General features: G+C 60.2%; 14 protein-coding genes. 13 read left to right on the forward strand and 1 reads right to left on the reverse strand.

What is annotated here, in order from left to right; genetic code table 11:
* Positions 1 to 212: 212 nt before the first annotated feature.
* On the forward strand, positions 213 to 1,145 hold the full coding sequence (locus tag E8E68_RS26580) for a ketoacyl-ACP synthase III (protein ID WP_266028895.1): 933 nt from the start codon (positions 213 to 215) through the stop codon (positions 1,143 to 1,145).
* Positions 1,146 to 1,369: 224 nt separating this feature from the next.
* Positions 1,370 to 2,959, forward strand: a complete 1,590-nt coding sequence (locus tag E8E68_RS26585) for a class I SAM-dependent methyltransferase (protein WP_280346238.1) — start codon at positions 1,370 to 1,372, stop codon at positions 2,957 to 2,959.
* A 48-nt stretch (positions 2,960 to 3,007) separates the two neighbouring features.
* Here E8E68_RS26585 and E8E68_RS26590 read toward each other — a convergent pair whose 3' ends face one another.
* Positions 3,008 to 4,711, reverse strand: coding sequence for a tetratricopeptide repeat protein (locus E8E68_RS26590; protein WP_280346240.1), 1,704 nt, complete (start codon positions 4,709 to 4,711; stop codon positions 3,008 to 3,010).
* A gap of 180 nt (positions 4,712 to 4,891) precedes the next feature.
* On the opposite strand from E8E68_RS26590, the gene E8E68_RS26595 reads away from it, so the two are divergent.
* The 11 genes from E8E68_RS26595 (at position 4,892) to fliG (ending at position 16,822) form a co-directional block, all read left to right on the forward strand.
* On the forward strand, positions 4,892 to 6,028 hold the full coding sequence (locus tag E8E68_RS26595; protein ID WP_266028898.1) for a flagellin: 1,137 nt from the start codon (positions 4,892 to 4,894) through the stop codon (positions 6,026 to 6,028).
* Between the two features lie 75 nt (positions 6,029 to 6,103).
* Positions 6,104 to 6,457 (forward strand): flagellar protein FlaG, encoded by a 354-nt coding sequence (locus tag E8E68_RS26600; protein WP_266028899.1) that lies wholly within the window; start codon positions 6,104 to 6,106, stop codon positions 6,455 to 6,457.
* A gap of 94 nt (positions 6,458 to 6,551) precedes the next feature.
* Positions 6,552 to 7,952, forward strand: a complete 1,401-nt coding sequence (fliD, locus tag E8E68_RS26605; protein WP_280346244.1) for a flagellar filament capping protein FliD — start codon at positions 6,552 to 6,554, stop codon at positions 7,950 to 7,952.
* Between the two features lie 94 nt (positions 7,953 to 8,046).
* Entirely contained in the window at positions 8,047 to 8,445 is a 399-nt protein-coding gene (fliS, locus tag E8E68_RS26610) for a flagellar export chaperone FliS (protein WP_266028901.1), read from the forward strand.
* On the forward strand, positions 8,442 to 8,819 hold the full coding sequence (locus E8E68_RS26615; RefSeq protein WP_266028902.1) for a flagellar protein FliT: 378 nt from the start codon (positions 8,442 to 8,444) through the stop codon (positions 8,817 to 8,819). Before fliS ends, E8E68_RS26615 begins: the two co-directional genes overlap by 4 nt.
* Positions 8,820 to 9,173: 354 nt before the next feature.
* Positions 9,174 to 10,649, forward strand: coding sequence for a transcriptional regulator FleQ (gene fleQ / locus E8E68_RS26620; RefSeq protein WP_110743612.1), 1,476 nt, complete (start codon positions 9,174 to 9,176; stop codon positions 10,647 to 10,649).
* Between the two features lie 219 nt (positions 10,650 to 10,868).
* Positions 10,869 to 12,086 (forward strand): ATP-binding protein, encoded by a 1,218-nt coding sequence (locus tag E8E68_RS26625; RefSeq protein ID WP_280346246.1) that lies wholly within the window; start codon positions 10,869 to 10,871, stop codon positions 12,084 to 12,086.
* The gene (locus E8E68_RS26630; protein WP_280346248.1) at positions 12,086 to 13,441 is read left to right on the forward strand and encodes a sigma-54 dependent transcriptional regulator; all 1,356 of its coding nucleotides are present in this window, start codon (positions 12,086 to 12,088) and stop codon (positions 13,439 to 13,441) included. Before E8E68_RS26625 ends, E8E68_RS26630 begins: the two co-directional genes overlap by 1 nt.
* A 242-nt stretch (positions 13,442 to 13,683) precedes the next feature.
* Positions 13,684 to 14,016 carry a flagellar hook-basal body complex protein FliE gene (fliE, locus tag E8E68_RS26635; protein ID WP_003254438.1) on the forward strand — a complete coding sequence of 111 codons (333 nt, stop codon included), beginning with the start codon at positions 13,684 to 13,686 and terminating at the stop codon, positions 14,014 to 14,016.
* A gap of 15 nt (positions 14,017 to 14,031) precedes the next feature.
* Entirely contained in the window at positions 14,032 to 15,810 is a 1,779-nt protein-coding gene (fliF, locus tag E8E68_RS26640; protein ID WP_280346250.1) for a flagellar basal-body MS-ring/collar protein FliF, read from the forward strand.
* Positions 15,803 to 16,822, forward strand: a complete 1,020-nt coding sequence (gene fliG / locus E8E68_RS26645; protein ID WP_013973604.1) for a flagellar motor switch protein FliG — start codon at positions 15,803 to 15,805, stop codon at positions 16,820 to 16,822. The genes fliF and fliG overlap by 8 nt, the downstream gene beginning before the upstream one ends.
* Positions 16,823 to 16,990: the final 168 nt, after the last annotated feature.

The raw sequence follows: 16,990 nt of genomic DNA on the forward strand, positions 1-16,990 counted from the left end.
GGCTTTTTTGTATCTTAGTGTTCGGATGTGACGTCCCATTTTCAGTTGTGACCCACGGGTCAAAACGCGCATCTTCACTGTAACGTGCAGGCTGGCTCAGGCTGCGGGTGTATTGTGGCTTGTGCCAGCCCCGGTTAATGTGGCCAGTTTTTCAGGCACCCCTCGGTTCAGGCGAGCGGTGATCATCAGCTATTCAGTATTGGGAAGCCAGAATGATTGGCATTAAAAGCATAGCGAGCTACGTGCCCTCAGCCGGCCTTGATAATTACGCCCAAGGTGCAAAATTCGGCAAGGATGATGCCTTCATCCTAGGCAAGATCGGCTCGGCTTTCCTGCCGCGCAAGGATGATGACCAGGAAACCTCCGACCTGTGTGTCGAGGCAGTCAAAAACCTGTTCGCGAATAACCCGCAGTTGAACCCGGATTCTATCGATGCGCTGATCGTCGTTACCCAGAACGGCGATGAAGAGGGGCTGCCACACACCTCTGCAATTGTGCAAAGCAAGCTTGGCTTGCCTACGACCATTGCGGCATTCGACATCTCGCTGGGTTGCTCGGGCTACGTTTACGGCCTGTATGCGATGAAGGGTTTCATGGAGGCGGCGGGCCTGAAGAACGGCTTGCTGATCACGGCTGACCCTTATTCGAAGATTGTCGACCCTGAAGACCGCAATACCACCATGCTGTTTGGCGATGCCGCCACAGCCACCTGGATGGGCGAAGACCCTGCCTGGGTACTCGGCAAGTCGAAATTCGGCACTGATGGCTCCGGGGCTCCGCATCTCAAGGTTTCCGATGGCACCTTCTTCATGAATGGCCGCCAGGTATTCAACTTTGCATTGGTCAAAGTTCCGGCGCATTTGCAGGAGCTGCTGGGCGACTCTAATCTGCAGGCCAGCGATATCGATGCCTTCTGCATCCACCAAGGCAGTGCGGCTATTGTTGATGCCGTGGCGCGGCGCTTCGACGAAGAGCAGCCGGAGAAGTTCGTCAAGGATATGGTCGAGACCGGGAATACCGTGTCCTCGAGCATTGCCTTGCTGCTGGAAAAGCACATGTTCGACTCGAGCTGGAATCGCGTAGCGATCAGTGGGTTTGGCGTGGGGCTGTCGTGGGGGTCGGCCATTATCGAGCGTCGTGGCTGAGCGTTCCCGTGCGCATGGAAAAACCGCTCAGCCGAGCGGTTTTTTTTCGGCTGTAACTTGCCTGTAGGCGGCACTTCTTTATTGCGCTCAGCTTGGTTTGGCCCTCTTTTTGCAATAACGGGTTAGCTGTCAACAATGCGTCTTTCAGTAGAGATGCGAACAGTTAAGCACATGCATGCGAGGGCCAAGTATCCTCGCTTCAGCCATTCTTGCCGAGGTTTTAAATGACTGGGAATCCATCGTCCGCTTATGAGGCGAGCTTCGCCCATGCGCAAAAGATGCATGGTGACGGCTACGTCGATGAAGCGATTGCACAATACCGCGTATTGGCTGATCAGCAGCCTGACGATTTGGCGGTGAAGGTTGCGCTGGGTTCGGCGCTTCTTCAGCAAGGGCATGACTTCCTGGCCGAGCCTTATCTGCGAGAGGCCTGGGAGGGTGCGCCGCAGGACATGGCGGCCAATTTCTTCTGGGGGCAATTGCTGAACCGTCGTGGTGAGCATGCTGCGGCTCGTGACTGCTTCTTGACCACTGTTGCTTTTGAGCCGCGCCATGCTCCCGCTCGCCGTTCTCTGGCGACTCTGGCCCTGTATGCCGGTGATCTGGACGAGGCTTACCACTGGATTGGTAGCCTGTCGGCTTATCAACCCAAAGGCGATATCAGTGCTGTGAGTGCGCAGTTGGAAATGCTGCTGAACAAGCGCAGTGCGGGCAGTGAATATTATTGCGGTAGTGCCGTGGTGTTCTCTCGTTCCAGTAAGTCGGCCGAAGGCCCACCTGGCGAGCGTGAACTGCTGGAACTTAATCCAGAACGCGTCGACGGTATATTGGCGCATTGTGGTTGGTCGCGCATTGAACCGGGCACGCTGAATCTTTCGCTGCAGTTCGACTTCGATGATGTTGCTCAGGCTGTCGCACCTGCGTTCTATGAGGCGGGCGCGGAAGTGGTGTATCCACAAGGTTACGAGCACATCCCAAAGGCGCGGGTCGGGTACTGGTATTACACCGGTTATGTACACTATCAGGGTAAGCATGTACCCGTATTGTTCCGTCGAGCGGTGACGCCCAACAGTGCTGATGTGATCGAAGTATTTGCCGAGTACGCTGTGCGCGAAACGCTCGCTGTCGGCGATGGTGCCAAGGTATTGTGCTACTTCGCTACACCGGGCGTGCCAGTAAAAGATGATAAATGGCTGGCGTGTTTGCTTGAGGTCTATGCGATCTTCTTTGCCCAAGCTCAGCAATTTGGTCGTAAGCGGGAGCTCTATCAGGGGCATGAAGGCTGGAGCATGCCGGGGCAGCGGCCGACACTTCATCGTGTCGAAAAGTATGCCCTCAGTCGCTGGCTGAGCCCGCAGGCCCGGGTGCTTGATATTGGTTGCAACATTGGTTGTTTCGGGATCGAAGTATCAAAAAGTGTCGGCAGCTATGTCGGGTTCGACATCAATGAATCGCTGGTGCAGATCGGTCAGCGCCTGGCGAGCTATCACGCCGCGGATAATTGCGAGTTCCTGACCGCTTCGTTTGAAGACTACCGTAACAGTAACCCAGGCAAGTTCGACCTGATTTTCTCGTTTGCCGTACACGTGTGGATCGGTAAGCCTATGGCTAGCTATGTGGCTGACCTGAAGGACATGCTGGAGCCTGGCGGTATCGTGGTGATCGAGAGCAACGATCTGGTGCGCAACGATGCCCAATTCTTTACCAATATGGCTGCGTTCTACGAGCAAGGCTTTTTCCTGCTCTACAAGGGCAGGCTGCAGGACGACGGTGTGATCAACCGCGGGTTCTGCGTCTTCAAACGTCTGGACTGACAGGTAGTAAGCGGCCCCCGTAGGCGGGGGCCGTTTAATCGCCGATCGTCAGGCGATGATGTGCTCAGCCTTGAGCATTCGTACCACTTCGGCGATGGCCGCTTCCCAGTCCAGCAATTCACGGTTACGAATCATCTCCACGCTGGGGTACCAGTAGCTGCGACCCGGCTTGATGCCCCAGCGCCAGCTCGGGTTGGTGGGGAGCAAGACGAAGGTGCGCACGCCGAGGGCGCCAGCTAAGTGGACGGTGGTGTTGTCGATACTCACCACGGCATCCAATGCGCTGATCTGCGAGGCTTGCTTGTCCATGTCAAGGCGGGCGTCGATGCGAGGATCATGGTGTAACGGGACACCGTGTCGTGCTGCCTCCTCGCGTTCGGATGCGCAGGTGTCGTACTGCAGGTCAATCAGTTGCACATCCGTGCATGCAGCCAATTGGGCCAGATGTTTGAATGCAATCAATCGGCTTTGCATCTCAGTGAACAGCGTTTTCCCGCCGCGCCACGAAACCCCAATCAGGCGCTTGCCGGGGAACAGCTTGCGATAGTCATCCCGAAGCATTTGTGTCTCTTGAGGGTCTGCTTTCAGGTAGCTCTGCTGTCGGGGGAAGCTGTCCAGCGACTTGCGGAAGATGGATGGCAAGCTGCCGATCGGAATCTGGTAATCGCTCTTCGGCCAGCTTTGCTGGAATATCTTCTTGCCCGCCAGGTCCTGTTCACCCTGTTGTTCCCGGCGCACAAAGTTGATGTTGGGGAAGCTGCGTTTGAACAGTGTGTCGAGCCTGGCATAGATCTCGTAGTGCAGGTGCTCGGCCACCTGGTGCAGCTCGCTGAGCATGCTGGCGAACATAATGTGATCGCCAATACCCTGTTCGGCCCAGGCCAGCAGCGTCTTGCCGTTCAATGGTTCGCCTGTCCAGCGCGGGATGGCGAACTCATGGTAGTGCTCGGGCTGCACGGCTGGCCAGCGCCATTCGTAGTACTCCCATCCGGCTTCGAACTCGCCGAGTTTGAGCAGGTTGATTGCGATGTTGTTGTGCGCTGAGGCATGTTCAGGCTCAAGGGCCAGCAGGCGCTTGTAGTAGGGCAGAGACTCGGCGTATCTGCCTAGCTGTTCAAGGGTCACCGCAAGATTGAGCAGTTGCGTGGTGTTGTCGGGTGTCATCTCCAGCCCAAGTTGATAACAGCCTACCGCATCGTGGAATTTTGCTTGCCCGTAGTAGAGCTGGCCCAGCAGCGTCAGGGTCTGCGATTGCTCCTTCGGATGGGTGAAGCGCTCTAGGGCATCGACCAGCAGCAACTCCAGTTCGCTGGTTCTGGCACTGCTCTCCAGTGCCTGATACAGCAGCTTGAAGCGGCGCAAGGTGCGGTGGGCCTCATACCAACGGCGTGCCAGTGCCACATCTGCCTTGAACTGGGCACTTTCATACAGGTGTGGGAAGAGGGTTTTATCCACTCCCTCACTCGGTGCCTGCTGCAACGCCTGCTTAACGTGAGGTGCCGCATCCGCCTCGTTGCCCTGCTCGAAATAGAGATGGGCCAGTTGGGCATGACCTTCGGCCAGATTCGGCGTGATGTGCAACAACTGTTGATAGAGTCGAATCTGCGCTGTGAAATCTTGCTTCTTCTCAGCGAGCTGCAGCTCTTTGCCGATGCGCTTGACCGCTGCGTATTCTGATTGCATGGGCTTCCGGGATCCTGGGCGGGTGTCGGTGTTTTGACTAATCCTGGTGTAAAGCAAGAAGAGGGCCACGCTGTGGCGACAGTGGGGAAATCAGCCTTGTCGAGTGGATGGCGCAGAAAGGCGAAAAAAAAAATTAAAGCCACTGGCCATGACGACGATAACCCTAGTGAAGGTTCTGCGGGGTGCGTTGAACGGCAACCACACCGCTTTAGAACTCCACCCCGTTAGCCCAAATGCAAGGATCTTGTCATGGCTCTTACCGTCAACACCAACATCGCCTCCCTGTCGGTTCAAAAGAACCTGACCAAAGCGTCCGACTCTCTGACTACCTCGATGACCCGTCTGTCGACTGGTCTGCGTATCAACAGTGCCAAGGACGACGCAGCGGGCTCCCAGATTTCCAACCGCCTGACTAGTCAGACCAACGGCTTGAACGTCGCCATCAAGAACGCCCAGGATGCCAACTCCATCGCTACTGCTGCTGAAGGTGCTCTGCAAGAGTCGACCAGCATCCTGCAGCGTATGCGTGAACTGTCCCTGCAGTCGGCTAACGGCTCCAACAGTGCTGAAGACCAAGGTGCACTGAACCAAGAGTTCAAGTCGCTGACCGCCGAACTGACTCGTATCTCCAAGACCACCACCTTCGGTGGCGGTACTTCGGGTATCAACCTGCTGGACGGTACTGCTGGCAACGCCGGTACCCTGACCTTCCAGGTAGGCGCCAACGCCAACGAAACTGTCAGCTTCACCCTGAGCGACATGGGGGCTAGCGCCCTGAAAGGTACTGCGTCGCTGGCCACCCTGTCGGTTAACTCGGTTGTCGCTGCCAAAGGTGACGTTATCACCGCTGGCGGTACCCTCACCATTGGTGGTGTGGACGTCGAGATCGCTTCCAACTCGTCGCTGTCCGACGTGGTTAGCGCCATCAACACCAACATCAGCGGCGTAACTGCTGTTATGAACTCGGCCGGCACCGGTATCATCCTGACTTCGGGTGATGACATTGCTTCGGTAAGCGCAATCGGTGGTTCTACCGCCGTAGCCGCCATCACCACCGCGAGCACCGGTTCTTCGACCGTGCAGAAGCTGAACATCTCCGATGCAGCTTCCGCTCAGATCGCCACCCAGGTCATCGACGGTGCCCTGAAGCAGATCGACACTCAGCGTTCCGCTCTGGGTGCCATCCAGAACCGTCTGGACAGCACCATCACCAACCTGCAGAACGTTGCCGAAAGCGCCACCGCGGCACTGTCGACCATTCAGGACGTGGACTTCGCGGCAGAAACCGCCGAGATGACCAAGCAGCAAACCCTGCAGTCCGCGGCCACTGCAGTACTGGCCCAGGCCAACCAGCTGCCTTCCGCCGTACTGAAGCTGCTGCAATAAGGTTGGCCTGACGGCCGATAGTTGAGAAGGGGCGCATCGCGCCCTTTCTTGCTTTTCGCTTGAGAGGTGTGGTCTATGGACGTGAATCTCAATGTGAACGCTGCCGCAGGCAATGCCGCCAGCGCTCCAACGGTCGGCTCCGTAGCCGGTCGGCAGGCCGCTGCAAGCGCACCTGCAGCAACGCAAAGCGACGCAACTGCATATTCGGCAGACGCGTTGAACCAGGCGGTAGAAGGGCTTCGTTCCCTGGCGCAGGCCTCGCACCGCAATCTCGATTTTTCCATTGACGAAGGCTCCGGGCAGACCGTGGTCAAAGTCATTGCGAGCGAAACCGGTGAGGTCATTCGGCAGATTCCTTCGGAGGTTGCGCTTAAGCTGGCGCAAAACCTGAAAGATGCCGATGGGCTGCTGCTGAACGTCGAGGCCTGAGGACGTGGCGCGGATTTTGTATGCCTACTTCCAAAGGTGTCGGAAATCCGCTGCTGCACAGCGTTGAGCGTCAAATTTTAAGGGAGTCTGAATAATGGGCACTTCCATTAATGGAGTCGGGTCGGGGTACGACATCGACACGATCGTATCGGCCTTGGTCAGCGCGCAAAAAGCGCCAAAGCAAAGCCAGATCGATAAGGCGACTACGTCAGCCAGCACGACGCTGTCGGCTATCGGAACGCTGAAAAGCGCGCTGTCAAAATTCCAGACCGCCATGGAAGACTTGAGCGAAAACAGCTCGTTCACAGGGTTGACCGCCAAATCGTCCAATGAAGAGGCGTTGACAGCCAAGGTGGGTGCCGGTGCTGCCACGGGTACTTACGTTATCAAGACGACTTCGATCGCCACCAGCTCGAAGGTTGCCACGCGTTACATCGATACCGGCACTACGTTCGAGGCTGGGACCCTAAGCGTCAAGCAGGGGTCTGGCGCCGCAACCACCATCAAGGTGGCCGCTGGGGCCTCGCTGTCGGATATTCGGGACAGCATCAACACCCAGCTGAAATCCAGCGGTATCACGGCCAACATCATTTCCGACTCGGAAGGCCAGCGACTGGTGCTGAGCTCCACCAAAACAGGTGAAGGCACTGACATCAGTATTACCTCCAGCACCGATGCGTTGAAGGCGCTGACGATCGATGGTTCAGGTACCCAGGCCTCTGACGATGTCGGCGGTTTTGTTGTCGCCCCTGCTGCTGATGCGGTCTACACCATCGACGGTCTGTCGATGAAAAGTGCCACCAACGAGATCACGACGGCAATCAGTGGCGTCGAGTTCACCTTGCTGGAAGATGATACAAAAGCCACGATCACGGTCGATACCAACACCGACGGTTTGAAGGAGTCCATCAACACCTTCGTGGATGCCTACAACACCCTGATGGCGTCGATCAAATCGTTGACCAAGGTGACCTCCACCACGGATGACGATGGTAATGCGACAACCTCGGCTGCGGCGCTGACCAGTGACTCGTCGGTCCGTAATATTGTAAGCGGCCTGCGCAATCAGTTGATCAGCAGCTCAACCGATGGCGGAACGATCAAGTTGCTGTCGCAGCTGGGCGTTTCGACCCAGAACGACGGAACTCTAGCCGTCGATGAGGACAAGCTCGACGCTGCGCTGGAAACAAACGCTGCCTCGGTGGAGGGATTCTTCACGGGGTCGGGTGGCCTGCTGACCCGTATGTCCTCGGCGCTGGATCTGTACGTTGCTGATGACGGTTTGCTGGACAAGCGCACTGACACGTTGAACGACACGCTGTCTGATCTGGCTGAGCAGCAGACCGCACTTGATCGCCGTATCACTAAATACGAAGCGACGATGTACTCCAAGTACAACGCGATGGATACGTTGATCGCACAGCTCAAATCGACGAGCAGTAGCGTGATGACGACCTTGAACGCGTTGAACAACGCCAGCTCTGAGGATTCGTAGGTCGCTGCGGCCCTGGGGTTAAAGAACGGCGCCCTTGGGCCGATACACTTTTCAATGGCGATCATCGCCAAAAATATTTGATAGGGGCAGCGTAATGAACCGTATGGCCGCGCTTCGGCAATACCAGAATGTGAACACCCAGTCGGAAATCCACGGCGCTTCGCCACATCGGTTGATCCAGTTGCTGATGGAAGGCGGCTTGAGCCGTATCGCTCAGGCGCGTGGAAGCATGGAGCGGGGGGAGCACCTGGAAAAAGCCAAGCTGATTACCAAGGCCATGGGGATCGTCGCCGGGCTGCGCGAAAGCCTTGATTTCCAGCAGGGTGGGCAGTTGGCGATGGATTATGCGCGCCTCTATGATTTCATGATGCGTCGTCTGGTTGAGGCAAATCGCTCCAGCGACCCCCGGATTCTGGATGAGGTGACCAGGGTACTGCTAGAGCTGAAGATCGGTTGGGATGGTATCGCTCAGCAGGCAGCGGAGGTGTCATGAGTCAGAATGACGGGGGCGCAGATACCCAGGTCTCAGGTGCCTCCGCGCAGGTGGGGGCTGAGGGTGCGATCTCGGTTTCGCAGCGCGTTAACGCTTCTCGCGTTGCGTTGGCTGATGCGTTGGCCAGGGAAGACTGGGAGGCCGTAAGCGTGCTGGATATCGAGTGCCGGGCATGTGTCGAGGCCGTGTTGAGCGAGCCAAGTCTAGACCGTGCGCAGGTGCAAGCAGATCTGGAAGCGCTGTTGGAAATTTACCGCTCACTGGTTGCGGATGCCAGTCAGGCCCGCCAGGCAATCGCCAGGGAAGTATCCGAGTTCCGGAAGTCAGCCAGCCAGGCCAAGATCTACAATCTCTTTTCTAGCCCCGGTGCTTGAGTGCATCGAGCTCTCCGGTTGAGCGAGCTCGACTGAATTGATCTGCGTCACCGTTCGGTCGGTTTTTTTTGTGAGCGGTGTCCGCTGCCGGGGTATCGGGGCGGCAGGTGCCTCAATTTCGTGAGAGAATTCGCCTGTCGCGCTAAGCTCAAGCCGCTGTCATGGTATACCATCACTGTCAGTCGGCAGCTCATTTGTAAATTTATGTGCGCCATAAATTTGACTACATGAGCCTTTTTGACTTTACTAGTGGCTGTTTTCGAATTTCAGACGTCCGAACACTGACCATTCAGTCGGAATGATGTCGAGCACGCCCCTGCAGGGCGCCGATATGACTAGGGAAGTTGCTATTGCATGTGGCGTGAAACCAAGATTCTGCTGATCGATGACGACAGCGCGCGCCGCCGCGACCTTGCGGTGGTGCTGAACTTCCTCGGCGAAGAAAACCTCGCATGTGCCAGCAATGACTGGCAGCAGGCGGTCGAGCCATTGTCCTCGAGCCGCGAAGTGCTGTGCGTGCTCATCGGCACCGTAAATGCTCCGGGCAACCTTCTTGGGCTGCTTAAGACAGTGGCTACCTGGGATGAGTTCCTTCCGGTTCTGCTTTTAGGTGAAATTTCTTCTGCCGAACTGCCGGAAGACCTTCGCCGCCGGGTGCTCTCCAATCTGGAAATGCCGCCAAGCTACAGCCAACTGCTGGATTCGCTGCACCGTGCCCAGGTTTACCGCGAAATGTACGACCAGGCGCGTGAGCGCGGTCGCCAGCGCGAGCCCAACCTGTTCCGCAGCCTGGTCGGCACCAGCCGGGCCATCCAGCATGTGCGGCAGATGATGCAGCAGGTGGCCGATACCGACGCCAGCGTGCTGATCCTGGGTGAATCGGGCACCGGCAAGGAAGTGGTGGCGCGTAACCTGCACTACCACTCCAAGCGCCGTGAAGCGCCGTTCGTGCCGGTCAACTGCGGTGCAATCCCGGCCGAGCTGCTGGAAAGCGAACTGTTCGGCCATGAGAAAGGCGCCTTTACCGGGGCGATCACCAGCCGTGCCGGGCGTTTCGAGCTGGCCAACGGCGGCACCCTGTTCCTCGACGAAATTGGCGACATGCCGTTGCCGATGCAGGTCAAGCTGCTGCGCGTGCTGCAGGAGCGCACTTTCGAGCGCGTCGGTAGCAACAAGACCCAGAGCATCGACGTGCGCATCATTGCGGCGACCCACAAGAACCTCGAGACCATGATCGAGGACGGCACCTTCCGCGAAGACCTGTACTACCGCCTGAACGTGTTCCCCATCGAGATGGCGCCACTGCGTGAGCGGGTAGAAGATATTCCGCTGCTGATGAACGAGCTCATCTCGCGCATGGAGCACGAGAAGCGCGGCTCCATCCGCTTCAACTCGGCGTCGATCATGTCCCTGTGCCGCCACGGCTGGCCGGGCAATGTGCGCGAGCTGGCCAACCTGGTCGAACGCATGGCGATCATGCACCCGTACGGGGTGATCGGTGTGTCCGAGCTGCCGAAGAAATTCCGCTACGTCGATGACGAAGACGAGCAGATGGTGGACAGCCTGCGCAGCGACCTGGAGGAGCGGGTGGCGATCAACGGTCACGCGCCCGACTTCAGCAGCCATGCCATGCTGCCACCGGAAGGCCTCGATCTTAAGGACTACTTGGGTAGCCTGGAGCAGGGGCTGATCCAGCAGGCGCTGGATGATGCCAATGGTATTGTTGCGCGCGCGGCTGAACGTTTGCGTATTCGCCGTACCACCCTGGTGGAGAAAATGCGCAAGTACGGCATGAGCCGCCAAGGCGGTGAGGAGCAGGCGGAGGATTGATGTTTGGGCGGGGTGTTCGCCTGGGGATTTGCGTTTGGGCGGGGATCGAGCGCCGCCCGCGCGGCGCGCGATCTCCCAGGCGCAACAAAACGCACGGCGAACCCTTCTCCGCCCTGACCCAATCCCACATCCAACCCAAATCCCTATCTCCGGCACGTCTATTGCTACACCGCTGGCATCACACCGTTTTTATGACGGTCAGCCACGCGAGAGAGCACGATGCCCCAGGTCGCCCACCTATCCCGAGCCCCCGATCAGCAGGGGCATACCCCGGTCGAGCAGGACAGCCGTCAGGGTATCGAGCACGCCTTCGCCCTGTTCAACCAGGTGTCCAGCCAACTGAGCCAGTCCTACAGCCTGCTTGAAGCCCGGGTCAGTGAACTCAAGGGCGAGTTGGCCGTGGTCAGCGCCCAGCGCATCGACGAACTCAGCGAAAAGGAGCGACTGGCCAACCGCCTGCAAAACCTGCTGGACCTGTTGCCTGGCGGCGTGATTGTGATCGATGGCCAAGGCCTCGTGCGCGAAGCCAACCCGGCTGCCTGCGAACTGCTCGGCGAGCCGCTGATCGGTGAGCTTTGGCGCCTGGTGATTGCCCGCAGCTTTGCGCCGCGCAAGGATGACGGTCATGAGGTCTCGCTGCGCGATGGTCGCCGCCTGTCGATCGCCACCCGTTCGCTGGATGCCGAACCCGGCCAACTGGTGCTGCTCAACGACCTGACTGAAACCCGTCGCCTGCAGGACCAGCTGGCGCGCCACGAGCGCCTGTCGTCATTGGGCCGCATGGTCGCTTCGCTGGCGCATCAGATCCGTACACCGTTGTCGGCCGCCATGCTCTACGCCAGCCACCTGGCCGACAGCGAACAACCACTGAGCGCAGAAACCCGCCAACGCTTCGCTGGCACCCTGAAGGAGCGTCTGCACGAACTGGAGCACCAGGTGCGTGACATGCTGGTGTTCGCCCGTGGTGAGTTGCCACTGGGTGACCGAGTTACCCCAAAAGCCTTGTTCCAGGCCCTGCAGCAGGCTGCGCAGGCTCATGTGCAAGGGCATGCCGTGCGCTGGCAGTGCGACAGCCATCTGGGTGAACTGCTGTGCAACCGCGACACCCTGGTCGGCGCCTTGCTCAACCTGATCGAGAATGCCCTGCAAGCCAGCGATGGCTCGGCGCGCTTGAAAGTGCACCTGTTCCGCCGCGAGCGCACCTTGCACCTGTGCGTGAGTGATGCTGGTAGCGGTATCGACGCCGAGTTGTTGGCGCGGCTGGGCGAGCCGTTCCTGACCACCAAGGCCACGGGCACCGGCCTGGGTCTGGCCGTGGTCCAGGCTGTGGTGCGTGCGCACCAAGGCGTGGTCAGCCTGCGTTCGAAAGTGGGTCGAGGCACTTGTGTACGGGTGGAGCTGCCGCTGATCGATGGGCAACTGGCGGAGGACGCGTAATGGCAATCAATGTGCTGTTGGTCGAGGACGACCGGGTACTGCGCCAGGCGCTGGGCGACACCCTGGAAATCGGCGGCTTTGCCTACCGGGCCGTTGGCTCCGCCGAAGAAGCGCTGGAGGCGGTGCAGGATGACACCTTCAGCCTGGTGGTCAGTGATGTGAACATGCCCGGTATGGACGGGCACCAGTTGCTCAGCCAGTTGCGCCGCCAGCGACCACAGCTGCCAGTGCTGTTGATGACCGCGCACGCCGCCGTCGAGCGTGCGGTCGAGGCCATGCGCCAGGGCGCTGCCGATTACCTGGTCAAGCCGTTCGAGCCCAAGGCGCTGCTCAGCCTCGTCGAGCGGCATGCCGCCGGGCGGGTGACGGGTGAAGAGGGCCCGGTAGCCTGCGAGCCGGCCAGCCGACAGTTGCTGGAGCTGGCCGCGCGGGTGGCGCGCAGTGATTCGACCGTGCTGATTTCCGGGGAGTCCGGTACCGGGAAGGAAGTGCTGGCGCGGTACATTCATCAGCAATCGCCACGGGCAGCGCAGCCATTCGTGGCGATCAACTGCGCGGCGATCCCCGACAACATGCTCGAAGCCACCCTGTTCGGCCACGAGAAGGGCGCGTTCACCGGCGCCATCGCTGCCCAGGCTGGCAAGTTCGAGCAGGCCGAGGGCGGGACCTTGCTGCTGGACGAAATCTCGGAAATGCCCATGGCCTTGCAGGCCAAGCTCCTGCGTGTGCTGCAGGAGCGCGAAGTGGAGCGGGTAGGTGGGCGCAAGCCGATCAGCCTGGATATCCGCGTGCTGGCGACCACCAACCGTGACCTGGCGGGTGAGGTGGCGGCCGGCCGTTTTCGTGAAGACCTGTACTACCGCCTGTCGGTGTTCCCCTTGGCCTGGCAACCGTTGCGTGAGCGCCCGGGCGACATTCTGCAACTGGCCGAGCGCTTGCTGGCGCGACACGTGGCCAAGATGAGGCACGCCCCGGTGCGCCTGTCGCCGCAGGCGCGGGCCTGCCTGCAAGCCTATGCCTGGCCGGGCAACGTTCGCGAGTTGGACAACGCCCTGCAGCGGGCGCTGATCCTGCAGCAGGGCGGGGTGATCGAGGCGGCGGATTTTTGTCTGGCGGGTGCCATTCCATTGTCAGCTGGCACCGAGCCATCACCTGAAGTGGCCGCCGAAGTGGGTGGGCTGGGCGATGACATGCGTCGCCACGAGTACCAGATGATCATCGACACCCTGCGCGCCGAGCGGGGCCGCCGCAAGGAGGCAGCGGAGCGCCTGGGTATCAGCCCGCGCACCTTGCGTTACAAGCTGGCGCAGATGCGTGATGCCGGGTTCGACGTCGAGGCCAGCCTGTTCGGCTGAGGAACAGCGCACTCCGCTGCAGCGCGGTTCCTTGGGGAGATTCCAGGGTTTTTGGCTATGGCATCAGGGTTGCCAGGTGCTCGGCATGGCATCTTCAGCGCTCGATCTCACAGGCGCTGCATCCTTTGTGGCCAACACCTGGGCACACGCTTTAGTTGCCAAGGCTGGCACCTTTGTTGCTTTACGTAGGCTATCCGCCGCAGGCGTGTCAAAAAAATGCGGCCGCAGGAGAGAGAAGGGTCATGAGCCAAGGTGTTGAATTCAATCGTCTGATGTTGGACATGCGGGCCATGCAGGCCGATGCCATGTCGTTGCCAAAGGTTACCGCGGCGCCCGAACTGGCGCCGGGGCAAAGTACCTTTGCCGACATGCTCGGCCAGGCCATTGGCAAGGTGCATGAAACCCAGCAGGCCTCGACCCAGCTGGCCAACGCCTTTGAAATCGGCAAGAGCGGCGTCGACCTGACCGACGTGATGATCGCTTCGCAAAAGGCCAGCGTGTCGATGCAGGCCATGACCCAGGTACGCAACAAGCTGGTCCAGGCGTACCAGGACATCATGCAGATGCCGGTTTGAGGGCGGACGTAAACCATGGCTGAAGCAGTCGTCGAAAACGCCCCCGCCAAGGCTGGTACGCCAGCGGCCAAGCCGCCGCTGTTCGGCATGGCGTTTCTGGAAAACATCGCGCGGATGCCCATGCTGCGGCAGATCGGCCTCATGGTCGGACTGGCGGCCAGCGTGGCGATCGGCTTTGCCGTGGTGCTGTGGTCGCAACAACCCGATTATCGTCCGCTGTACGGCAGCTTGTCGGGCATGGACACCAAGCAGGTCATGGACACCCTGGCCGCTGCCGACATTCCCTACAATGTAGAGCCCAATTCTGGCGCCCTGCTGGTCAAGGCCGACGACCTCTCCCGTGCGCGCCTGAAACTGGCCGCCGCCGGGGTGGCGCCCAGCGACGGCAATGTCGGCTTTGAACTGCTCGACAAGGAGCAGGGCCTGGGCACTAGCCAGTTCATGGAAGCCACCCGTTACCGCCGCAGCCTGGAAGGCGAGCTGGCGCGCACAGTGTCCAGCCTGAACAACGTCAAGGCCGCACGTGTGCACCTGGCCATTCCGAAAAGCTCGGTGTTCGTGCGGGATGAACGCAAGCCAAGCGCCTCGGTACTGGTCGAGCTGTACCCAGGGCGCGCCCTGGAAGCCGGTCAGGTAATGGCCATCGTCAACCTGGTCGCCACCAGCGTGCCGGAACTGGACAAGTCCCAGGTCACCGTGGTCGATCAGAAGGGCAACCTGCTGTCCGAGCAGTTGCAGGATTCTGCCTTGACCGAGGCCGGCAAGCAGTACGACTACAGCCGACGCATGGAAAGCATGCTCACCCAGCGTGTGCGCAACATCCTGCAGCCGGTGCTGGGCAATGACCGCTACAAGGCCGAAGTGTCCGCCGAGCTCGACTTCAGCGCGGTCGAGTCCACCGCCGAACAGTTCAACCCGGACCAGCCGGCACTGCGCAGCGAGCAGTCGGTTGATGAGCAGCGTGCCAGCAGCCAGGGCCCGCAGGGCGTGCCCGGCGCATTGAGCAACCAGCCGCCCGGCGCTGCCTCGGCACCGCAGACCACTGGTGGCGCCGCCACCCCGGCTGCGGCCATTCAGCCTGGCCAACCGCTGGTGGATGCCAACGGCCAGCAGATCATGGACCCGGCCACCGGCCAGCCGATGCTTGCGCCGTATCCGTCAGATAAACGTCAGCAAAGCACCAAGAACTTCGAGCTGGACCGCTCCATCAGCCACACCCGCCAGCAGCAAGGGCGCATGACCCGCCTGTCGGTGGCGGTAGTGGTGGACGACCAGGTCAAGATCGACCCGGCTAGCGGCGACACCACCCGGGCACCGTGGGGCGCCGAAGACCTGGCGCGCTTCACCCGCCTGGTGCAGGACGCCGTCGGCTTCGATGCCAGCCGCGGCGACAGCGTGACGGTGATCAACGTGCCGTTCGCCGTCGACCGGGGCGAGGAAATTGCCGAGATCGCCTTCTACCAGCAGCCGTGGTTCTGGGACATCGTCAAGCAGGTGCTGGGCGTGGTGTTCATCCTGGTGCTGGTGTTCGGTGTACTGCGGCCGGTGCTGAACAACATCACAGGGGGCGGCAAGCAGGCTGCCTCGGATAGCGACATGGAGCTGGGCGGCATGATGGGTCTGGATGGCGAACTTGCCAACGACCGCGTCAGCCTGGGTGGCCCGACAAGCATTCTGCTGCCTAGCCCGACCGAGGGTTACGAGGCACAGCTCAACGCAATCAAAGGCCTGGTGGCCGAAGACCCGGGCCGCGTTGCCCAGGTCGTGAAAGAGTGGATCAACGCCGATGAGTGATAACCGAGCCGTTACCGCCAAGCTGAGCCGCGTCGACAAAGCGGCGATCCTCTTGCTGTCGCTGGGCGAGACCGATGCGGCCCAGGTACTGCGCCACATGGGCCCCAAGGAAGTGCAGCGGGTCGGTGTGGCCATGGCGCAGATGGGCAATGTGCACCGTGACCAGGTCGAGCAGGTGATGAGCGAGTTCGTCGAGATCGTCGGTGATCAGACCAGTCTGGGCGTGGGTTCCGACGCGTATATCCGCAAAATGCTCAACCAGGCCTTGGGCGAGGACAAGGCCAACGGCCTGGTCGACCGTATCCTGCTGGGTGGCAACACCAGCGGCCTGGACAGCCTGAAGTGGATGGAGCCGCGCGCCGTGGCCGACGTGATCCGCTACGAGCACCCACAGATCCAGGCCATCGTGGTCGCCTACCTCGACCCGGACCAGGCCGGTGAAGTGCTGAGCAACTTCGACCACAAGGTCCGCCTGGACATCGTCCTGCGTGTTTCATCGCTGAACACGGTGCAGCCGGCTGCATTGAAAGAGCTGAACCAGATCCTCGAGAAGCAGTTCTCGGGCAACTCCAACGCAGCGCGCACTACCCTGGGTGGCATCAAGCGGGCGGCCGACATCATGAACTTCCTCGACAGCTCGGTGGAAGGCGCACTGATGGACGCGATCCGCGAAATCGACAGCGACCTGTCGGAGCAGATCGAAGACCTGATGTTTGTCTTCAACAACCTGGCCGACGTCGACGACCGTGGCATTCAGGCGCTGTTGCGCGAAGTGTCGTCCGACGTGCTGGTGGTGTCGCTCAAGGGCGCCGACGAGCGGGTCAAGGACAAGATCTTCAAGAACATGTCCAAGCGGGCCTCGGAGCTGCTGCGCGACGACCTGGAGGCCAAGGGGCCAGTGCGGGTCAGCGATGTCGAGACGGCGCAGAAGGAAATCCTCACCATCGCCCGGCGCATGGCCGAAGCCGGCGAGATTGTGCTCGGCGGCAAGGGCGCCGAGGAAATGATCTGATCTTATAGCGGCGGCAAGCCCGCCGTTGACCCTGTGGGAGCGGGCTTGCCCGCGAAGCAGGCGCTGCGGTGGATCGCACGGGCGTTGCCCGTGTTCGCGAGCAAGCCTGCTCCCACAGCGTGCGCGCCAGTTCAATCTTTTTGAGCGAGTGTGCATTGGCTGAACATG

Source organism: Pseudomonas sp. BN607 (assembly GCF_029871175.1).
Taxonomy (GTDB): domain Bacteria; phylum Pseudomonadota; class Gammaproteobacteria; order Pseudomonadales; family Pseudomonadaceae; genus Aquipseudomonas.

Bases quoted from the DNA above. Each gene is read 5' to 3' on its own strand.
- E8E68_RS26625 (WP_280346246.1), top strand. From the start codon at position 10,869: ATGCCCCAGGTCGCCCACCTATCCCGAGCCCCCGATCAGCAGGGGCAT.
- fliE (WP_003254438.1), top strand. From the start codon at position 13,684: ATGAGCCAAGGTGTTGAATTCAATCGTCTGATGTTGGACATGCGGGCC.
- E8E68_RS26580 (WP_266028895.1), top strand. From the start codon at position 213: ATGATTGGCATTAAAAGCATAGCGAGCTACGTGCCCTCAGCCGGCCTT.
- fliS (WP_266028901.1), top strand. From the start codon at position 8,047: ATGAACCGTATGGCCGCGCTTCGGCAATACCAGAATGTGAACACCCAG.
- fliG (WP_013973604.1), top strand. From the start codon at position 15,803: ATGAGTGATAACCGAGCCGTTACCGCCAAGCTGAGCCGCGTCGACAAA.
- E8E68_RS26585 (WP_280346238.1), top strand. From the start codon at position 1,370: ATGACTGGGAATCCATCGTCCGCTTATGAGGCGAGCTTCGCCCATGCG.
- fleQ (WP_110743612.1), top strand. From the start codon at position 9,174: ATGTGGCGTGAAACCAAGATTCTGCTGATCGATGACGACAGCGCGCGC.
- fliD (WP_280346244.1), top strand. From the start codon at position 6,552: ATGGGCACTTCCATTAATGGAGTCGGGTCGGGGTACGACATCGACACG.
- fliF (WP_280346250.1), top strand. From the start codon at position 14,032: ATGGCTGAAGCAGTCGTCGAAAACGCCCCCGCCAAGGCTGGTACGCCA.
- E8E68_RS26595 (WP_266028898.1), top strand. From the start codon at position 4,892: ATGGCTCTTACCGTCAACACCAACATCGCCTCCCTGTCGGTTCAAAAG.
- E8E68_RS26615 (WP_266028902.1), top strand. From the start codon at position 8,442: ATGAGTCAGAATGACGGGGGCGCAGATACCCAGGTCTCAGGTGCCTCC.
- E8E68_RS26600 (WP_266028899.1), top strand. From the start codon at position 6,104: ATGGACGTGAATCTCAATGTGAACGCTGCCGCAGGCAATGCCGCCAGC.
- E8E68_RS26630 (WP_280346248.1), top strand. From the start codon at position 12,086: ATGGCAATCAATGTGCTGTTGGTCGAGGACGACCGGGTACTGCGCCAG.